Annotated in this window: 15 protein-coding genes and 1 riboswitch; of the genes, 9 read left to right on the forward strand and 6 right to left on the reverse strand. The window is 67.7% G+C overall.

From position 1 onward, the window contains the following. Positions 1 to 275: ABC transporter permease subunit (locus ACYCUK_RS13120; protein ID WP_461595174.1), on the reverse strand; the 275-nt coding region annotated here is incomplete at its 3' end. A 12-nt stretch (positions 276 to 287) separates the two neighbouring features. Next, positions 288 to 1,325, reverse strand: a complete 1,038-nt coding sequence (locus tag ACYCUK_RS13125; RefSeq protein ID WP_461595175.1) for an ABC transporter substrate-binding protein — start codon at positions 1,323 to 1,325, stop codon at positions 288 to 290. A 234-nt stretch (positions 1,326 to 1,559) separates the two neighbouring features. Between ACYCUK_RS13125 and ACYCUK_RS13130 the strand changes: the two genes are divergently transcribed. The 9 genes from ACYCUK_RS13130 to ACYCUK_RS13170 all read left to right on the forward strand — a co-directional run bounded on the left by ACYCUK_RS13130 (position 1,560) and on the right by ACYCUK_RS13170 (position 8,746). Then, a complete protein-coding gene (locus ACYCUK_RS13130; RefSeq protein WP_461595176.1) occupies positions 1,560 to 1,952 on the forward strand; it encodes a RidA family protein in 393 nt (130 codons plus the stop codon). 260 nt (positions 1,953 to 2,212) lie between these two features. Continuing rightward, positions 2,213 to 2,313, forward strand: a riboswitch (guanidine-I (ykkC/yxkD leader). Between the two features lie 59 nt (positions 2,314 to 2,372). Continuing rightward, positions 2,373 to 3,380 carry an ABC transporter substrate-binding protein gene (locus ACYCUK_RS13135; protein WP_112484496.1) on the forward strand — a complete coding sequence of 336 codons (1,008 nt, stop codon included), beginning with the start codon at positions 2,373 to 2,375 and terminating at the stop codon, positions 3,378 to 3,380. A 76-nt stretch (positions 3,381 to 3,456) separates the two neighbouring features. Continuing rightward, the gene (locus ACYCUK_RS13140; RefSeq protein WP_461595177.1) at positions 3,457 to 4,467 is read left to right on the forward strand and encodes a fatty acid desaturase family protein; all 1,011 of its coding nucleotides are present in this window, start codon (positions 3,457 to 3,459) and stop codon (positions 4,465 to 4,467) included. Positions 4,468 to 4,473: 6 nt separating this feature from the next. Next, positions 4,474 to 5,229, forward strand: coding sequence for an SDR family NAD(P)-dependent oxidoreductase (locus ACYCUK_RS13145; protein ID WP_461595178.1), 756 nt, complete (start codon positions 4,474 to 4,476; stop codon positions 5,227 to 5,229). A 73-nt stretch (positions 5,230 to 5,302) separates the two neighbouring features. Continuing rightward, entirely contained in the window at positions 5,303 to 6,046 is a 744-nt protein-coding gene (locus tag ACYCUK_RS13150) for a creatininase (RefSeq protein ID WP_461595179.1), read from the forward strand. Position 6,047: 1 nt separating this feature from the next. Continuing rightward, on the forward strand, positions 6,048 to 6,725 hold the full coding sequence (locus ACYCUK_RS13155; protein WP_461595180.1) for a cysteine hydrolase family protein: 678 nt from the start codon (positions 6,048 to 6,050) through the stop codon (positions 6,723 to 6,725). Then, positions 6,722 to 7,504, forward strand: coding sequence for an N-acyl homoserine lactonase family protein (locus ACYCUK_RS13160; protein WP_461595181.1), 783 nt, complete (start codon positions 6,722 to 6,724; stop codon positions 7,502 to 7,504). The genes ACYCUK_RS13155 and ACYCUK_RS13160 overlap by 4 nt, the downstream gene beginning before the upstream one ends. Beyond that, positions 7,504 to 8,193, forward strand: a complete 690-nt coding sequence (locus ACYCUK_RS13165) for a hypothetical protein (protein ID WP_461595182.1) — start codon at positions 7,504 to 7,506, stop codon at positions 8,191 to 8,193. The genes ACYCUK_RS13160 and ACYCUK_RS13165 overlap by 1 nt, the downstream gene beginning before the upstream one ends. Positions 8,194 to 8,428: 235 nt before the next feature. Further along, positions 8,429 to 8,746, forward strand: coding sequence for a CzcE family metal-binding protein (locus ACYCUK_RS13170; RefSeq protein ID WP_461595183.1), 318 nt, complete (start codon positions 8,429 to 8,431; stop codon positions 8,744 to 8,746). Between the two features lie 342 nt (positions 8,747 to 9,088). On the opposite strand, the gene atzF is transcribed toward ACYCUK_RS13170, so the two are convergent. The 4 genes from atzF to ACYCUK_RS13190 form a co-directional block, all read right to left on the reverse strand. After that, positions 9,089 to 10,918: an allophanate hydrolase gene (gene atzF, locus ACYCUK_RS13175; protein ID WP_461595184.1), complete on the reverse strand. Its 1,830-nt coding sequence runs from the start codon at positions 10,916 to 10,918 to the stop codon at positions 9,089 to 9,091. Continuing rightward, positions 10,919 to 14,611, reverse strand: coding sequence for an urea carboxylase (uca, locus tag ACYCUK_RS13180; RefSeq protein ID WP_461595185.1), 3,693 nt, complete (start codon positions 14,609 to 14,611; stop codon positions 10,919 to 10,921). It lies immediately after the preceding gene. 128 nt (positions 14,612 to 14,739) lie between these two features. Further along, positions 14,740 to 15,387 (reverse strand): urea amidolyase associated protein UAAP2, encoded by a 648-nt coding sequence (locus tag ACYCUK_RS13185; RefSeq protein WP_461595186.1) that lies wholly within the window; start codon positions 15,385 to 15,387, stop codon positions 14,740 to 14,742. A gap of 24 nt (positions 15,388 to 15,411) precedes the next feature. After that, positions 15,412 to 16,149 (reverse strand): urea amidolyase associated protein UAAP1, encoded by a 738-nt coding sequence (locus tag ACYCUK_RS13190; protein ID WP_461595187.1) that lies wholly within the window; start codon positions 16,147 to 16,149, stop codon positions 15,412 to 15,414. Positions 16,150 to 16,154 lie beyond the last annotated feature (5 nt).

Raw genomic sequence — 16,154 nt, forward strand, 5'->3', positions numbered from 1 at the left:
GCGATGCCGGCCGAGGCCGTCGCACTGAGCCGGATGCCGAAGTGCGGCAGCGCGTCATAGACGAACACCATCTGCAGGATCAGCGGCGTGCCGCGGAAGATCACGGTGTAGGCCCTCGCCAGCGCGGAAACCCAGCGCTGGCGAGACAACTGCATCGCGGCCAGAACGAGACCGACGAGCAGCCCTCCGATGAGCCCCAGCACCGTGACCTGCAAGGTCAGGACAATGCCTTTGAGCAGGTAGCCCAGCGTCAAATAGTGGACGAAAAGTTCCACGGCCGTCCTTGCTTACTTGTCGCTGATGACGATTGGCGGCTCGATCGCGCCCTGGTCAAGACCCCACTTTTTCATCATGGCAAGTTGCGCCCCGGATTTCTGAATTTCACCGAGGGCCAGAACGACGGCGTCGCTCAGCTTGGGGTTGCTCTTCGACACGCCGATGCCGATGTGATACGGCAGCGTCACGGCAACCGCCTTGCTGAGCTTGTCCGGATAGGCTTTGACGGCCTGATCGACGGTGTTGACATCGTTGATATAGGTATCCGCGCGCCCGGCGAGGATGGCCTGAATGCAGGCGGCGTTGTTGTCGTACAGCTGCAGTTGTGGCGCCGGCTTGCCGGCGGCCTTGCAGGGTTCCGCCAGGTTCTGCACCAATGGCACCTCGACGAACCCGGTGTTCTCGGCTGCGGTCGTCCCGCACATCGACAGGTTGATTCCGGTGATGCGCTTCGGATTGCCCTTGGCGACGAGCACGCCGTCAAAAACCTTCGAGTAAGTGATGAAGTCGGCGGCTTTGGCGCGCTCCTTCGTCGCGTAGATGTCCGAGATCACGAGGTCGGCCTGGCCGCTTTGCAGCGTCGGCAGCAGTGCCGCGAATGCGACGGGTGTGTATTTCAACGAGAAGCCCAGGCAACTTCCGAGCGCCTCGGCGAGATCGATATCGAACCCGACATAGTGGCTCGGGTCTTTCGGGTCCAGCGCCTCGTAGCCCGGCGTATGCGGGTTGATGGCATCGACCAGCGTTTTTCCTTTGAACTCCGGATATTGGGCTTGCAGCGATTGGCAAACCGGTGATCTCGCGAGATCGGCAGCATGCGCGGAGCCAGGACTCGCAGCCCAGGCTACTGTGGCAAACAGGGCCACGAACAGCCATTGGCGCCAGCCGCGGCCGGCCGCTCCACCTTGTGAACACTGCGTACCCAGGCATTCCGTGTCAGTCAACATGTCAAATTCTCCGGTTGTGAAGAGGCAAGTCCGTGGGGATGCAACCCCGTACATCACCATGTCGATCGGCGAACGGCGGATCAACAACGAGCCGTTGTGCAAGGCGTGAGAAAGATGCTAGGCAGTGCGTCGACTTAAATCTTGCGCTGCAGCGCACAATCTCTTGTCCAAAACCGCAACTTTGTCCGGCACCCCGAAATGGCGGCATCTTCCGGGCATGCGGATGGCGCAATGGCGTGGATTGCGGGCTTGTCTTGTGCAAATGCAGCACGTCTTTTTATGATCCGGGAACGCGTCATGCTCCTGCTGGCGCACCTCCAACCACGGACTCTTCTCATGCCCCCCATCTTCCACATGATTTCAGGCGCCCCGGACCCGGTGGCACCGTTCAGCCATGCCGTCGAAGCCGACGGCTGGGTTTTTGTCACGGGGCAGATGCCATTCAGCGGCACGTCGCTGGACTCGTCCTACCCCGAGGGCATCGAGGCGCAGACGCACCAGGTGATGAAGAATCTCGCAACCGTGCTCGAAGGCTGCCGACTGACGCTTGCGAACGTGGTTTCCGTGCGCATTTTTCTCCTGCATTTCGACGCCGACTACGACGCGATGAACCGCGCGTATGCAAGCTACTTCCCGCCCGGGCGGCGGCCGGCCCGCACCTGCGTGGGTGTGTCGGGTCTGGCCAAGGGCGCGCGCGTCGAGATCGACATGGTGGCCAGGCGCGACTGACCGGCGCATGCGAACCCGGCGGCATCATTCGCGCGCCGCGTCAACGGCTGCCGGATGGCGCGGCTCAAAAGCAGGGCGGCATGTTCCAAACCGGTGCTTTTCGCACCAAGAGGTGACGGCGCCGGCGTCATGCCCGCCCGCACGTGCCCATCCACCCCCGGTGTGAGACCCGCTGCGGTTCGATGCCCCTCCAGGCACGCTCCTTGCATGGCTGCTGGAGCACGGAATTGGTGGTTGATCGCCAATTGTTGTTTTGCGTTTGACAGGGCCGCTAGGGTTCCGGCTTCTTCGCGAAGTGCCTGGTCCGAGAGCAGCCCGGCCTCCTCTGGAGGCTCCACGGAGGGATAAAAGCCCGGGAGAAAAGCGTCGTCACCGCTTTCTTCCGTGCCGTCCTCAACCCTCACACCCGGAGCCTCAACCATGCCGTTCGTCCGCAGAGTCGCCTTGCGCACCCTTGCAAGCCTTGCCGCTTTCGCCTCCCTCACCGTCTCGGGCGTGCAAGTCGCCCAGGCCACGCAGCCCATGAATATCGGCACCGTGGTCTGGATCGGCTACGGCCCCTTCTACGTCGCCGACGCCAAAGGCTTCTTCAAGCACTACGGCCTCGACGCCAAGCTGCAGAACTTCAACGATCCGGCGCTGATCCCATCGGCCATTGCCAGCAAGGCCGTCGAGGGCGGCATGCTCACCTACGACCAGGTCATCGGCTCGGACGCCAAGGGCCTGCACCTCCAGGTGGTCATGCCGATCGACTATTCCAACGGCGCGGACGCCATCGTCGCCAAGACGGACATCACCAAGATCACCCAGTTCAAGGGCCAGAAGATCGGCTACAACCCGTTGTCGCCCTCGGACTTCCTGCTGTCCTATGCGCTGTTGAAGAACGGCATGGGGGAGAAGGACATTCAATCCGTCAGCATGACCCCCGAGCAGGTGCCGGCGGCCATGGCCTCGGGCGGCATTCCGATCGGCGTGACCTATGAGCCCAGCCTGTCGCAGATCGTGGCGATGGAAGGCGGCAAGAAGTTCCACGTGGTGTTCTCGTCCAAGGACGCGCCGGGCCTGATCACCGACGTGCTGGTGTTCAACAAGGCCTATATCGCGTCGCATCCGAAGGAAGTCAAAGCCACGATCCAGGCCTATCTGGAAGGTCTGGCGTATATGAAGTCGCATCCGGACGACGCCGACGCCATCATCGGCAAGGCCATGGGCATTTCCGCGAAGGACGTGAAGGAACAGATGTCCGGCGTGTTCAACATTCCCCTGCCCGGCATGGTGAAGACCTTCACCAAGTCCGCCGCGACCACTTCCCTCTACGGCAGCGGGCCGGTGATCGGCAAGGTGCTGATGGGCAAGAAGCAGATCGCCTCCGTGCCGCCCATTGCCGACACGTTCGATGCCAAGTTCGTGATGCAACTCGCCAAGTAAACGCCAAGAAGGAGCCACCGCGCGCACGCCATGCGGTGCGGCGCCTCCCGCAAAGCCGAAGTCCTGGAGACCCATGATGGCAAGCACCATCTTTCGCTACGACGACAGCGCCGCCCCCAATGCTCTTGCCTTGGGCTATACGGTCCTCGGCTACATCGCCGGCCTGGCGCTGCTGCTTGCGGATGCCTGGTGGCTCAACGCGGTGGGCGTGCTCCTGCTCGCCCATGCGCTGACCTACTCGGCCTATTTCCTGCACGAATTCGCCCACGGCACGATCTTCAGGACCAATGCCGCGAACCAGCGCGGCGGCACGGCGATGAGCTGGATCAACGGCAGCTGCTACGCACCGTTCGCCGACCTGCGGCGCAAGCACATGCGGCACCACATCGACCGCGCCGACGTCATCACCTTCGACTACAAGCGCTTCCTGCGCACCGCGCCGGCGTGGATGCGCACGCTGGTGGTGGCACTGGAATGGGCCTACATCCCGGCGGTCGAATTCCTCATGCGCGCCTACGTCATGCTGCTGCCCTTCATCGAGCCGCAGCGCGCTGCGGGCCGCAAGCGCATCCTGGCCGTGCTGGCCGCGCGCCTGGCGTTCTTCGCCGCGCTGGCCTGGGCCGCGCCCAAGGCCGTGCTGCTGTATTTCGTCGCCTACCTGCTGTTCATCACGGTGCTGCGCTTCGCCGATGCCTACCAGCACACCTATGACGCCTTCGCCATCCTCACCGGCGGCAGCATCCCCGGCGACAAGGTGCGCGACCACGACTACGAGCAGCACAACACCTATTCCAACCTGGTCTCGGTGCGCCACCCCTGGTTCAATCTGCTGCTGCTGAATTTCAGCTATCACAACGCCCACCACGAGAAACCCACGGCGCCCTGGCACCGGCTCCCGGCGCTGCACCGCGAGCTGTATGCCGACGAGGACACGCAGGTTCTGCCCATGATCACCCTGCTGCGCGGCTTCCATCGCCACCGCGTCAAGCGCGTGCTGAGCGACGACTACGGCGTGGTCAAGGCCGGCGCGGGCAAAGCCGAAGGCTTCTACGGTGCGGTGGGCGTGTCCTTCCTCACGGCGGTCTGAGGCGCGATGCGCGATGACGACTTCACGGGCAGGACGGCGTTGGTGACAGGCGCCGCCACCGGCATCGGCCGCGCCATGGCCGTGGCCATGGCCGACGCGGGCGCGACGGTCATCGTCAATCACCTCGGCCGTGCGGAACTGGCGGATGAAACCGTGGCGCTGATCGAGGCCGCGGGCGGGTCGGCCTGGGCGGTGGAGGCCGACGTGTCGCAGGGCGTCGCGGTGCGCGGCATGATGGACGCCTGCCTGCGGCGCCACGGCGGCGTCGACATCCTGGTCAACAACGCCGGCATCCTGCTGGAAAAACCCTTTCTGGACATCAGCGAGGCGCAATGGGACCAGGTGCTGGCCACCGACCTCAAGTCCGTGTTCCTGTGCTGCCAGGCCGCGCTGCCCGCGATGCTGGACCGCGGCGGCGGCTGCATCATCAACGTGGCGTCCGAACTCGGCTATCTCGGCCGCGCCGGATTCACCGCGTACACGGCGGCCAAGGCCGGGGTCATCACGCTGACGCGCTCGCTGGCGCGCGAGTTCGCGCCAAGGGTGCGCATCAACGCCATCGCCCCCGGGCCGGTGGACACGCCCATGCTGGGACTCGAGCAGATGAGCGCGGCATGGGCGGCGAAGGAGGCCGACGTGCCGATGGGGCGCGTCGGCCGCCCGGAGGAGATCGCCGCCACCGCCGTGTTCCTCGCCTCCGCGCACGCCAGCTATTACTGCGGCCAGACCCTCAGCCCCAACGGCGGGGCGCTGATGGCGTAGGGCCTGTGAACGCTATTGATACGCCCGCTTGCCACGAAAGGAGGATGGAATGAACCCCGTGATGATGGACCGCATGAGCTGGATGGCATACAGGGACCGCATCGCCGAGGACAGCCCGGTGATGTTCCTGCCCTGCGGCGCGCTCGAACAGCACGGCCCGCACTTGCCGCTCGGCACCGATGCCCTGCTGGCCACTGCCGTGGCAGCCGGCGCCGCGGCGCGCCTCGACGGCATCGTCGCGCCCGCGCTGAGCTACGGCTACAAGTCCCAGCCCAAGTGCGGCGGCGGCCAGCACTTCCCCGGCACCACCAGCCTGGATGCCTCCAGCCTGATCCAGATCACCCGCGACGTCATCCGCGAATTCGCCCGCCACGGCGTGCGCAAGCTGGTGGTGGTGGTCGGGCATTACGAGAACCAGTGGTTCGTCACCGAGGGCATCGACCTGGCGCTGCGCGAACTCGGCCCGGGAAGCCCGCTGCGCGTCATGCGCCTGGAGTACTGGGACTTCCTCACCGAACAGACCCTGGCGAACGTGTTCCCGCACGGCTTTCCCGGCTTCGCCCTGGAGCACGCCGCGGTGATCGAGACCTCGCTGATGCTGCATCACCACCCGGAGCTGGTGCGCATGGACCTGCTGCCGGACGACGGCCCCGCGCAGTTCCCGCCCTACGACATCTACCCGCCGCGTCCCGCGTGGGTGCCGCCGTCGGGCGTGCTGTCGTCCGCGCGCGGCGCGGACGCGGCCAAGGGCGCGGCCATGTCGCAGGAACTGACCGAACGCCTGGTCGCCGCCATCCGCGCGGAGTTCGGAGGCTGAGATGGCGTCCGCGGCGCAACACCCTCCCGCCCTGCGCCGCGACACCGCGCTGCTGGTCATCGACATGCAGCGCGACTTTCTCGATCCACGCGGCTATGCGGCCTGCGCCGGGCTGAACACAGCCCTGCTGCGCCAGGCGATCCCCGGCGCGCAGCGCCTGCTGGCCGCGGCCAGGCGCCGGGGGATGGTCGTCATCCACACCCGCGAGGGCCACCGCGCCGACCTCTCCGATTGCCCATCGGCCAAACTGGAACGCGCCGCGCGCGCCGGGGCGCCGATCGGCACCCCCGGTCCGCTGGGCAGGCTGCTGGTGCGCGGCGAGCACGGCCACGGCATCATCGACGAACTCGCGCCGCTGGCCGGCGAGCCCGTGGTGGACAAGCCGGGCTACAGCGCCTTCCACCAGACCGACCTGCAGCAGATCCTCGCCGCGCAGGGCATCGGCGAACTCATCCTGTGCGGCGTGACCACCGAGGTCTGCGTCCACTCCACCCTGCGCGCCGCGGTGGACCTCGGCTACCGCTGCCGCCTGGCCGGCGACGCCTGCGCCTCGGCCTACCCCGCCCTGCACCACGCCGCGCTGGACATGGTGGCGGTGGAAGGCGGCATCTTCGGCAGCGTGCATGCCAGCGCCGCGCTCGCCGACGCCATCGACACCATGCCCCGGGAGGCCGCATGACCCAGGTACTGCGCATGTGGCCCCTGCTCACCGCCACGCACCGCTACGACAAGTCCATCTCCACCCGCAACCGCGGCCAGGGCGAGATCATCGAAGCCCCCATCCTGGCCTATCTGATCGAGACCGCGCAGGGGCGCATCCTCTACGACGTGGGATGCGATTACGGCAAGATCGCCGACCCGCGGCTGCGCGAGCGCTACTACGCCCCGCAGACCTTCGCCTTCGGCGCCCCCGACATGCGCGAGGACCAGCGCCTGCCCAGCCATCTGGCGCGGCTCGGCCTGACCGCAGCCGACATCGACCTCGTCTTCCTCGGCCACCTGCACTTCGACCACGCCGGCGGCCTGTGCGAGGTATGCGGCGCCGAGGTGCACGTGCAGCACGACGAAATGGAAGCCGCGCGCAGCGGTCTGGACCCCGCCTATTTCGCCGACGACTTCGCCGGCCATCACCGCTGGAAAACCATGCGCGGCGAATACGACCTGCTGCCCGGCGTGCGCGCGATCTCCAGCCCCGGGCACACCGCGGGCCATATGTCGCTGTGGGTCGAACTGCCGCGCGGCGCCCCCGTGATCCTCTGCGGCGACGCCGCCGACCTGGAGGAAAACCTGCGCGACGAAATCGCCCCCGGCATCTGCTGGCTGGAGCGCGAGCACCAGGCCATCGCCAGCATCCGCAAGCTCAAGGCCCTTGCCACGCGCGAGCAGGCCATGCTGTGGCCCAACCACGACCTGGCGTTCTGGAAGGGCCTGCGCCATTTCCCGGAGTTTCACGACTGATGTCCGACACCGTCCCCCCGCACTACCAGGGCCTGTGGCGCCGCACCCTGCTGACCGCGCCGGGCCTGCGCGACGACACCACCCTCGTGTTGTGGCTGCAGACCGCGCAGTGGCACGCCGACCTGCGCATTCCCGCCGATCGGCCGCCATGCAAGGGACGCACATCCCTGCACGATTGCAGCCGCGACGAGCTGCTCGGCCTGCTGCGCCAGGAAGGTTTCGCCGGCATCACCCAGGTGCAGGGCGACACCTGCGAATGGCTGCGCCAGTTGGACTACCGCCCCACGGGCCGGCGCGATTTCGGCAGCATGGCCTTCTCGCCGGCCTGCGACGCCATCGACGAAGTCGGCATCGAGGCCGATTACGCCGAACGCTGGGAGCGTGAGCCGCAAGGCAGCGGCACACAGGCCATGGTCCACGTTCCGGACGAACGCGCACCCGTCCTATGGCTGGCCTCGGGGTCGTGTTTCATGCGCGTACGTCCGCGTGCCATGCGCGCGGAGGAGGTTCGTGCCGCCTGGACCCGGGTACAAAACGGCTCCGCGCACGACGAGGAGCTACGCCAGCTGGCCGATTTTGAAATCTCGTTTGGTGACATTGCGCATGGGCAAGGGCAAATCATCCACTCCACCCTGCCCTGGTTGGAAGGGGCGCGACTCAAGCCCTCCTGTCCGGCTGTCTCCGGTTAGCGCCCGGTCCCGCGCTGGCGAGCGATGCGCCGCGACCACCCACAAAACCAAGGAGACGTAGCGCGTTTTGCAACAGTCAGCAAAGCCGCCGTTTGCATACCCCCTGACAGCATGCGGCGTAATACTCCCCTAAGTTAGATTTAAGTCACCAGGCGAACACTGCAGTCGTCCGCGATGCTTTGGATACCGCGGCGTTCAGCAACCGGGGCTTGGCCCCACTTTCCTGGAGTTGATCATGAACAAATTCTCAGCCCTTCTCGCCATTGCCGGCCTCGCCACCGCCGTGAGCGCTCAAGCCGCCATACCCACCCGGCTATTTGGCAACACGGTGCCCGATTCCGCAGCCAGCCGCGTCGTCGCGATCACCCCGAGCACCGACTCCATCAACGCGCAATGGGGCCGCAGCATCGAGTTCAAGGACCACGGCAAAAGCTTCGCCTACGAGTTCGACGGCCCGCGCGCCGACGCCCGCGTCAATCTCGAACGCGTGGCCCCTGCCGGCATGATCAACCATCCCGTGTATGCCTACGTGGGAGGCTTCCCGGTCAATTAAATCATTGAGCCTCGGTGCCGAGCGATGACCGTCGCCCCGGCCATCGCCATGCGGACCGGATCCGCCAAGGTGCCATTCCGGCCGACGTAGGCGCCGGCCCTGCACCGCCGAGCGATGTGGCAGAACGATGATGGTTGTTTCCCACATCCGTGACCGTCCGAACCACTCCCCACCCCTCCCCATGCATGGGGAGGGGCCGGCACCTCCCCCACCTCGCGGGGGAGGCCGGGAGGGCATCCCTCAAATTCGCGCAGCGCTTTTCTCACCTCCCCCACTCCGTGGGGGAGGACGGGAGGGGGAGCTTTGTGCGTCGCTTCGAGTCTGTCGCCCATTCTGGCAATCTCAAGAAGCAGAACGTCCAGTGCTCGCCACCGCGAGATACGCCCGCCACCCGCCGAACGCCGTGATGTCCCGTGCGCCTTCGATGCCGATGCCCTCGCAGATGAAACCGGTCACCGTGCTGCCATCTTCAAGCTGCAGGCTACCGATGCCAAGAGGCGCCGGGATGCCGGCGACGAAGGAGCCGAAGTTGGAGGCGGGTAGCTCCCACACTTCGCAGGCAATCGCAGCGCCGCCGCTGGCGACGCGGATCAGGGCGGGGCGTCTGCCGTCGGGCAGGGCGTAGAGCTTGTAGTGGGGCGCCGTGCGGGTTTCAAGCACGCGCCGCGCGCTGCGCGAGGTGAGCTGCCCGTTGAGCGGCAGGCCGCTGAGGTGGGCGCCGACCACGGCGACGCGCACCTGGCCGCTGGGCACGGCAGACGCGGTCGGGGCGCTCGGGGCCAATTCCACGATGGCCGGCGCTGCGGTTTCGACCGCGCCGCAAGGCAGCCCCCGGTCGTGCTGCCAGCGCTCGGCCAGGTGCAGCAAGGGCACGTCCTGGTGGGCCGGAGCGAACAGGGTGATGCCCAGCGGCAGGCCGTCCTTGCGGAAGCCTGCGGGCACGGCAATGGCGGCGTAGTCCAGCAGGTTCATGAAGTTGGTGTACAGCCCTAAGTCGGTGTTGCGGGCCATGGGCTCGGCCAGCATTTCGGCGCGGGTGTAGATGGTGCCAGCTGTTGGCGTGACGATGCAGTCCACCTGGTCCCACACCGGCGCGCACAGGCGCTGCAGCCCGCGCAGCCGGTACTGCGCGGCGAAGGCGTCGGCGGCGAGCGGCTTGGCGCCGCCCAGGGTGATGGTGCGCGTCACCGGGAACAGTGCCTCGGGCTGGGCGTCGATGAAGCTGCGGATGGCCTGGTAGCGCTCGGCCACCCAGGGGCCGCCGTAGAGCAGGTGCGCGGTGTCGATGAAGGGGGCGAAGTCGATCTCGACGGCCTCGCCGCCCAAGCGCTGCAGCCGTGCCACGGAGGCGTCGAACAGGCGTTCGGATTCGGCGTCGCCGAAGAACTGCAGGTCCTTGCGCGCGGGCACGCCGAAGCGAAAATGCGCCGCGCGGCCAAAGTCGAAGCCGTGCGGCTGGGCGGGGCGGGAGTAGACGTCCGCCGCGTCCTCGCCCAATGCCACGGCGAACACCTGCTGCGCGTCGGCGGCAGCCAGGGCGAAAATGGATACGACGTCGAGCGAGCGGCAGGCGGGGACCACACCGTGGGTGGAGATCAAGCCGCAGGTGGCCTTCAGGCCGATGAGATTGTTGAACGCGGCCGGCACGCGGCCCGAGCCTGCGGTGTCGGTGCCGAGTGAAAAGCTCGCCAGCCCCAGGGCCACGGCCACAGCCGAGCCGGAGCTGGAGCCGCCCGAGATGTAGTCGGGGTCGAAGGCGTTGCGGCAGGCGCCATAGGGCGAACGCGTGCCGTTGAGCCCGGTGGCGAACTGGTCGAGATTGGTCTTGCCCATGGCGATGGCGCCGGCGTCGAGCAACTGCTGCACGACGGTGGCCGACTGCTGCGGCGTGTAGGCGTAGTCGGGGCAGGCGCAGGTGGTGGGCACGCCGGCCAGGTCGATGTTGTCCTTGATCGCGAAGGGCACGCCGTACAGGGGCAGGCCGTCCATGCCGTGCGCCTCCAGCTCGCGGGCGCGGGCCAGCAGGCGTTCGCGTTCCGGCGGTGTGATCCAGATGGCGTGGTCGGGGTAGCGCGCGTTGCGTGCCAGCAGCTCCTCGATCAGGGCGGTGGGGGTCAGGCCGGCATTGCGATATGCGGCATGCAGCGCGGGGATGGTCAGGCTCTCGAGCATTTAGGTCTCCGTCAAGATCAACAGGTTTTGTCCCGCGCTCACCGCCCCGCCTTCGCGGCACAGCAGGCGCTCGACCACGCCGTCGGCCGGCGCAGCCACGCTGATCTCCATCTTCATCGATTCCAGGATGCACAACACCTCACCGGCTTGCACGGCCTGGCCGGGTTGGGCAAACACCTTCCACACACTGCCCGCGACATGGCTGGCCACCGGGCGGGTGCCGTGGGGCAGGTCGAGTTCGCTGTCGCTGCCGGCGCTTCCGATATCGGCATCGCGAGTCCAGTCGGCCTGGCCGGTTTGCGCCCAATGCTCGCGTTCCGCAGCGAAAGCCTGCTGCTGCCTGGCGCGAAAGGCCGCAATGCTCTCGGCCTCGTTGGCGAGGAAGCGACGGTAGTCGGCCAGGCGGAAGCGGTCTTCGCGGATGTCGAGTTCGTAGCGGCCATGCAGGAAGTCGGCGCGGATGGTGGCCAGTTCCTCGGTGCTCACCGGGAAGAAGCGCACCTGGTCGAAAAAGCGCAGCAGCCAGGGCTTGCCATCGGTGAACGCGGCTGTCTGGCGCCAGCGGTTCCACATCTGCAGGGTGCGGCCGACGAACTGGTAGCCGCCCGGCCCCTCCATGCCGTAGACGCACAGGTAGGCGCCGCCAATGCCCACGGCGTTTTCCGGCGTCCAGGTGCGCGCCGGGTTGTATTTGGTGGTGACGAGGCGATGGCGCGGGTCGAGCGGCGTGGCCACGGGCGCGCCCAGATACACATCGCCCAGGCCCAGCACCAGATAGCTGGCCTCGAACACGGTGCGCAGCACGTCGTCCACCGACTCCAGCCCGTTGATGCGGCGGATGAACTCGATATTGCTCGGGCACCACGGCGCGTCCTTGCGCACGCCCGCCATGTACTTCGCGATGGCCAGGCGGGTGGCGGGATCGTCCCAGCTCAGCGGCAGATGGACGATGCGCGAGGGCACCTCCATGTCCTCGGCGGGTGGCAAGGCGGCCTCGGCGCGTTGCAAGGCCTGCAGCAAATCAGGCAAGGGCAGCACGCGGTTGTCGTAATGAATCTGCAGCGAGCGGATGCCGGGGGTGAGGTCGATGATGCCGGGCAGGTGCTGCGCCTCGATCCACTGCATCAGCGCATGCACCCGCAGGCGCAATTCCAGATCGAGCACCAGCGGGCCGTATTCCACCAGCAGGTTCTTGTCGCCGGCCACGCGATACACCACACCGACCGGATGATCAGGAGAGCCCCCAGACTGCTGCCCTGCAGCAGTCGACCCCCAAGGGGGTTGGGGAAACTTCGGGCGGCGGTGCGTTTCCCCAGGCGCTTGCATTTGCGCGACGACGGGCGACTCCAGCGCCGGGGCGACGGCCAGTGGTGGATCGAGAGGGAGGCAGCCGGGCGCATCCAGCAGGCGCAGTGCCGCATCCTGCGCGGCTTCCAGCCTGGCGGCTTCGTCCAGGCTCACCGGCACGAAGCGCACGGTGCTGCCGGGGCGCAGCTGGCCCAGCTTCCACAGGTCGGCGGCGACCACCACGCCGGGGCAGACGAAGCCGCCCAGGCTGGGGCCGTCGGGGCCGAGCAGGATGGGCATGTCGCCGGTGAAGTCGATGCTGCCCACGGCATAGGCGTTGTCGTGGATGTTCGACGGGTGCAGCCCGGCCTCGCCGCCGTCGCGACGCGCCCACGCGGGCTTGGGGCCGATGAGGCGCACGCCGGTGCGGTTGGAGTTGTAGTGCACCGCCCAGGCGGTGGCGAACAGCATGGCCACGTCGGCGTCGGTGAAAAAGTCCGGCGCGCCGTGCGGGCCGTAGCGCACCGCGATGTCCCATTGCTGGGCGTACACCGGGCGCGCTGTGGCTGCCGCTTCGCAGCCTGGCTGCGATTGCGGATTGCTGCCCAGGTGCAGCACGTCCCCGGTGCGCAGCGTGCGCCCGGCATGGCCGCCGAACTGGCCGAGGGTGAAGGTGGCGCGGCTCCCTAGGTACAGCGGCGCGTCGAATCCCCCCGCCACGGCGAGATAGGCGCGGCAACCCGCAGCGCCTGCGCTGCCGAGCTTGAGCACTTGGCCAGCCCGTACCGCATGGCTGCGCCAGAATGCGACCGGCTGGCCATCCAGCGTGGCGGGCATGTCGGCGCCGGTGAGCGCGAACACACTGTCGGTGTTGAACCTCAGGGTCGGCCCGGCCAGGGTGAGTTCCAGCGTCGCGGCATCCGCCGGGTTGTCCAGCAGGCGGTTCGCGGCGCGGTGCGCCAGCGCGTCCATCGGGCCGGAGGGCGGCACGCCCACGTCCCAATAGCCCAGCCGTCCCGGCCAGTCTTGCAGGCTGGTCTGCACGCCGGGCTCGAGCACGTCCACCGTGCGCGCCAGAGCATGCAGCCCGTCGAGATAGCGGGTGGTCTGGCGCCCCTGCACGAAGGTGGCGTCGGCCACGATCTGCCGCAGATAGCCCAGATTGGTCTCGAAGCCGTAGAGCCGCGTGCTCGCCAGCGCGGCTTGCATGCGTGCCAGCGCATCGGCGCGGTCGCTGCCATGCACGATGAGCTTGGCCAGCATGGGGTCGTAAAACGCGCTGACCTCGGAACCGGTCTCGACCCAGGTTTCCACGCGCACATCCGGCGGGAACGCCACCTCGGTGAGCAGGCCGGCGGCGGGCTGGAAGTTCTTCGCCGGGTCTTCGGCGTACACCCGCACCTGGATGCTGTGGCCGCGCGGCGCGTGCGCATGGCCGGCGCTGGGCGACTCGCCCGCGGCCTGGCGCACCATCCACTCCACCAGGTCCACCCCGCCGACCTCCTCGCTCACGCCATGCTCGACCTGCAGCCGGGTGTTGACCTCGAGGAAGTAGAAGGCGCCGGTGTCGGCGTCGAGCACGTATTCCACCGTGCCGGCGTTGCGGTAGTCGACGCTGCGCATCAACCGCAGCGCGGTGTCGCACAGGGACTGGCGCACCGCATCCGGCAGATTGGGCGCCGGGGTTTCCTCGATCACTTTCTGGTTGCGGCGCTGCACCGAGCAGTCGCGCTCGCCGAGGTGCACCACATGCCCGGCGCCGTCGCCGAACACCTGCACCTCGATGTGGCGCGCAGCCTGCACGTACTTCTCCAGGTAGATGCCGGCCTCCTTGAAGTTGGCCCGCGCCAGGCGGTCGACCCGGGCATAGGCTTCGTGCAACTGGTTCTCGCTCCAGATCAGCTGCATGCCGATGCCGCCGCCGCCCGCCGTGCTCTTGAGCATGACCGGAAAACCGATGCGCCGCGCCTCCGCCAGCGCGTGGCCGGCGTCCGCCAGCAGCCCGCTGCCCGGCAGCAGCGGCACGCCGTTCTGCCGCGCCAGTTCGCGCGCCGTGTGCTTGAGGCCGAAGGCGCGCATCTGCGCCGGCGTGGGGCCGATGAAGGCGATGCCGGCGGCCTCGCAGGCCGCGGCGAAGTCCGGATTCTCGGACAGGAAGCCGTAGCCGGGATGGATGGCCTGCGCCCCGGTCTGCCGCGCCGCGTCGAGGATGGCCTCGGCCTTCAGATAGCTCTGCGCCGCCGGGCCCGGGCCGATGCACACGGCGGCGTCGGCCATGCGCACGTGGGCGCTGTCGCGGTCGGCCTCGGAATACACCGCCACGGCACGGATGCCCATGCGCTTGAGGGTGCGGACGATGCGGCAGGCGATGGCGCCGCGGTTGGCGATCAGGACGGCGTCGAACATGTCAATGCCCGCCTGGCAAGGCATGTCGACGCGGTGAGATGGGCTGCTGTTTCATCTTGGGCTGCGGCGGGTCGTCCCGTTGGGCAGAGGAGCCTGCCGGGTCGTCCCGCCAGGGGATTGGAGCGGCCTCAGTTCCAGATCAGCAGGCGCACGGGCGTGGGGTTGTAGGCGTTGCACGGGTTGTTGAGCTGTGGGCAGTTGGAGATGAGGCACAGCACGTCCATTGCGGCGCGCATCTCCACGTACTTGCCCGGCGCCGACACGCCGTCGGCGAACTGCAGCCCGCCTGTTGGCGTGACCGGCACGTTCATGAAGAAGTTGATGTTGCTGGTCAGGTCGCGCTTGGTCAGCCCGCCGTCGTACTGCCACAGGCACTTGAGGAAAGTGTCGCGGCAGGAATGCATGGGCCGCTTGTCCAGCGCGTAGCGCACGGCGTTGCTCTCGGCCGCGCAGGCGCCGCCCAGGGTGTCGTGGCGGCCGCAGGTGTCGGCGGTGATGGCGAGCATCTCGCGGCCGTGGCTGGACATCAGCTTGCTGCCCGCGGTGAGGTAGATCGCGCCCTGCTGCTTGAGGGTTTCGGTGGCGCTGTAGCGCTCGGTGACGTCGTGCGCGCTGTAGAACAAGGTGTCCACGGCCTGGTTGCCTTCGAGGTCGAGGATGCGGAAAGTCTGCCCCGCCCGGATGGGGTGCAGCCAGCCCTCCCCGGCGGGAAGAACGTGGTCGTACGCGGCGGCGCCCGGATCGAGCGGGCTTTCGACGAGATGGAAGGAGGACATGGCGAGTCGGAGGGTGGATCGGGTTCAGCGGACCAGCAGGTCGGTGCGGTAGAAGCCGCGCTGGTTCTCGGCGCAGGCGTTGCGGCAGACGTCGCCGGCAGCGGCCGGGCCGCAGCGCCATGCGCTGAGGTTGATGTCGCTGGGCGCATAGTCGGGCCGCGGGTCCAGCGGGTGCGGCGCGGCGGAGAACACGGCGAGCACGTCCATGTCGAAGCGCAGGTCGAGCCACGCGCCTGCGCGTCCGTGGGCGGTGTCGAAGTGCAGCCTGCCGTCGGCGTCGGCCGCGACCTTGCTGAACCAGTTGACGTTGGGCACCAGGTCCTTGCGCCCCAGGCCATACTTGCCGAGTTCGATCAGCAGGCCGTCCTCGGCGCTGCGGTGCATCGCGTTGCGGTGGGTCTGGTAGCTGGTGTTTCCGTACCGGGCCTGGATGCCGGCATCGGTGGACAGGCCGCCGAGGGTGTCGTGCCAGCCGCAGAGATCCGCCGTGATGGAGCACATCACCCGGCCCATGTCGGAATACAGCGCGTGCCCCTGCGTCAGCATCGCGGTGTGCTGCGCCTTGAGGGTGTCGGGCATGTTGTAGCGCTCGAGCTTTTCGTCGACGCGGTAGAACAGCGCCGCGAGGTTGGCGCGACCACCAGTGTCGGTGAGGCGCAGGGCCGTGCCGCGCCGCAGCGTTCCGGACCAGTGGCAGCCGCCCGGCAAAAGCTCCTCCCAGAGCAGGGTTTCCGGGGGAACGGGGTTGACGCTCTGCGTCATGCGAA

Source organism: Thiomonas sp. (assembly GCF_054608695.1).

Bases quoted from the DNA above. Each gene is read 5' to 3' on its own strand.
- ACYCUK_RS13130 (WP_461595176.1), top strand. From the start codon at position 1,560: ATGCCCCCCATCTTCCACATGATTTCAGGCGCCCCGGACCCGGTGGCA.
- ACYCUK_RS13150 (WP_461595179.1), top strand. From the start codon at position 5,303: ATGAGCTGGATGGCATACAGGGACCGCATCGCCGAGGACAGCCCGGTG.
- ACYCUK_RS13160 (WP_461595181.1), top strand. From the start codon at position 6,722: ATGACCCAGGTACTGCGCATGTGGCCCCTGCTCACCGCCACGCACCGC.
- ACYCUK_RS13155 (WP_461595180.1), top strand. From the start codon at position 6,048: ATGGCGTCCGCGGCGCAACACCCTCCCGCCCTGCGCCGCGACACCGCG.
- ACYCUK_RS13140 (WP_461595177.1), top strand. From the start codon at position 3,457: ATGGCAAGCACCATCTTTCGCTACGACGACAGCGCCGCCCCCAATGCT.
- ACYCUK_RS13170 (WP_461595183.1), top strand. From the start codon at position 8,429: ATGAACAAATTCTCAGCCCTTCTCGCCATTGCCGGCCTCGCCACCGCC.
- uca (WP_461595185.1), bottom strand. From the start codon at position 14,611: ATGTTCGACGCCGTCCTGATCGCCAACCGCGGCGCCATCGCCTGCCGC.
- ACYCUK_RS13135 (WP_112484496.1), top strand. From the start codon at position 2,373: ATGCCGTTCGTCCGCAGAGTCGCCTTGCGCACCCTTGCAAGCCTTGCC.
- ACYCUK_RS13165 (WP_461595182.1), top strand. From the start codon at position 7,504: ATGTCCGACACCGTCCCCCCGCACTACCAGGGCCTGTGGCGCCGCACC.
- atzF (WP_461595184.1), bottom strand. From the start codon at position 10,918: ATGCTCGAGAGCCTGACCATCCCCGCGCTGCATGCCGCATATCGCAAT.
- ACYCUK_RS13185 (WP_461595186.1), bottom strand. From the start codon at position 15,387: ATGTCCTCCTTCCATCTCGTCGAAAGCCCGCTCGATCCGGGCGCCGCC.
- ACYCUK_RS13190 (WP_461595187.1), bottom strand. From the start codon at position 16,149: ATGACGCAGAGCGTCAACCCCGTTCCCCCGGAAACCCTGCTCTGGGAG.
- ACYCUK_RS13145 (WP_461595178.1), top strand. From the start codon at position 4,474: ATGCGCGATGACGACTTCACGGGCAGGACGGCGTTGGTGACAGGCGCC.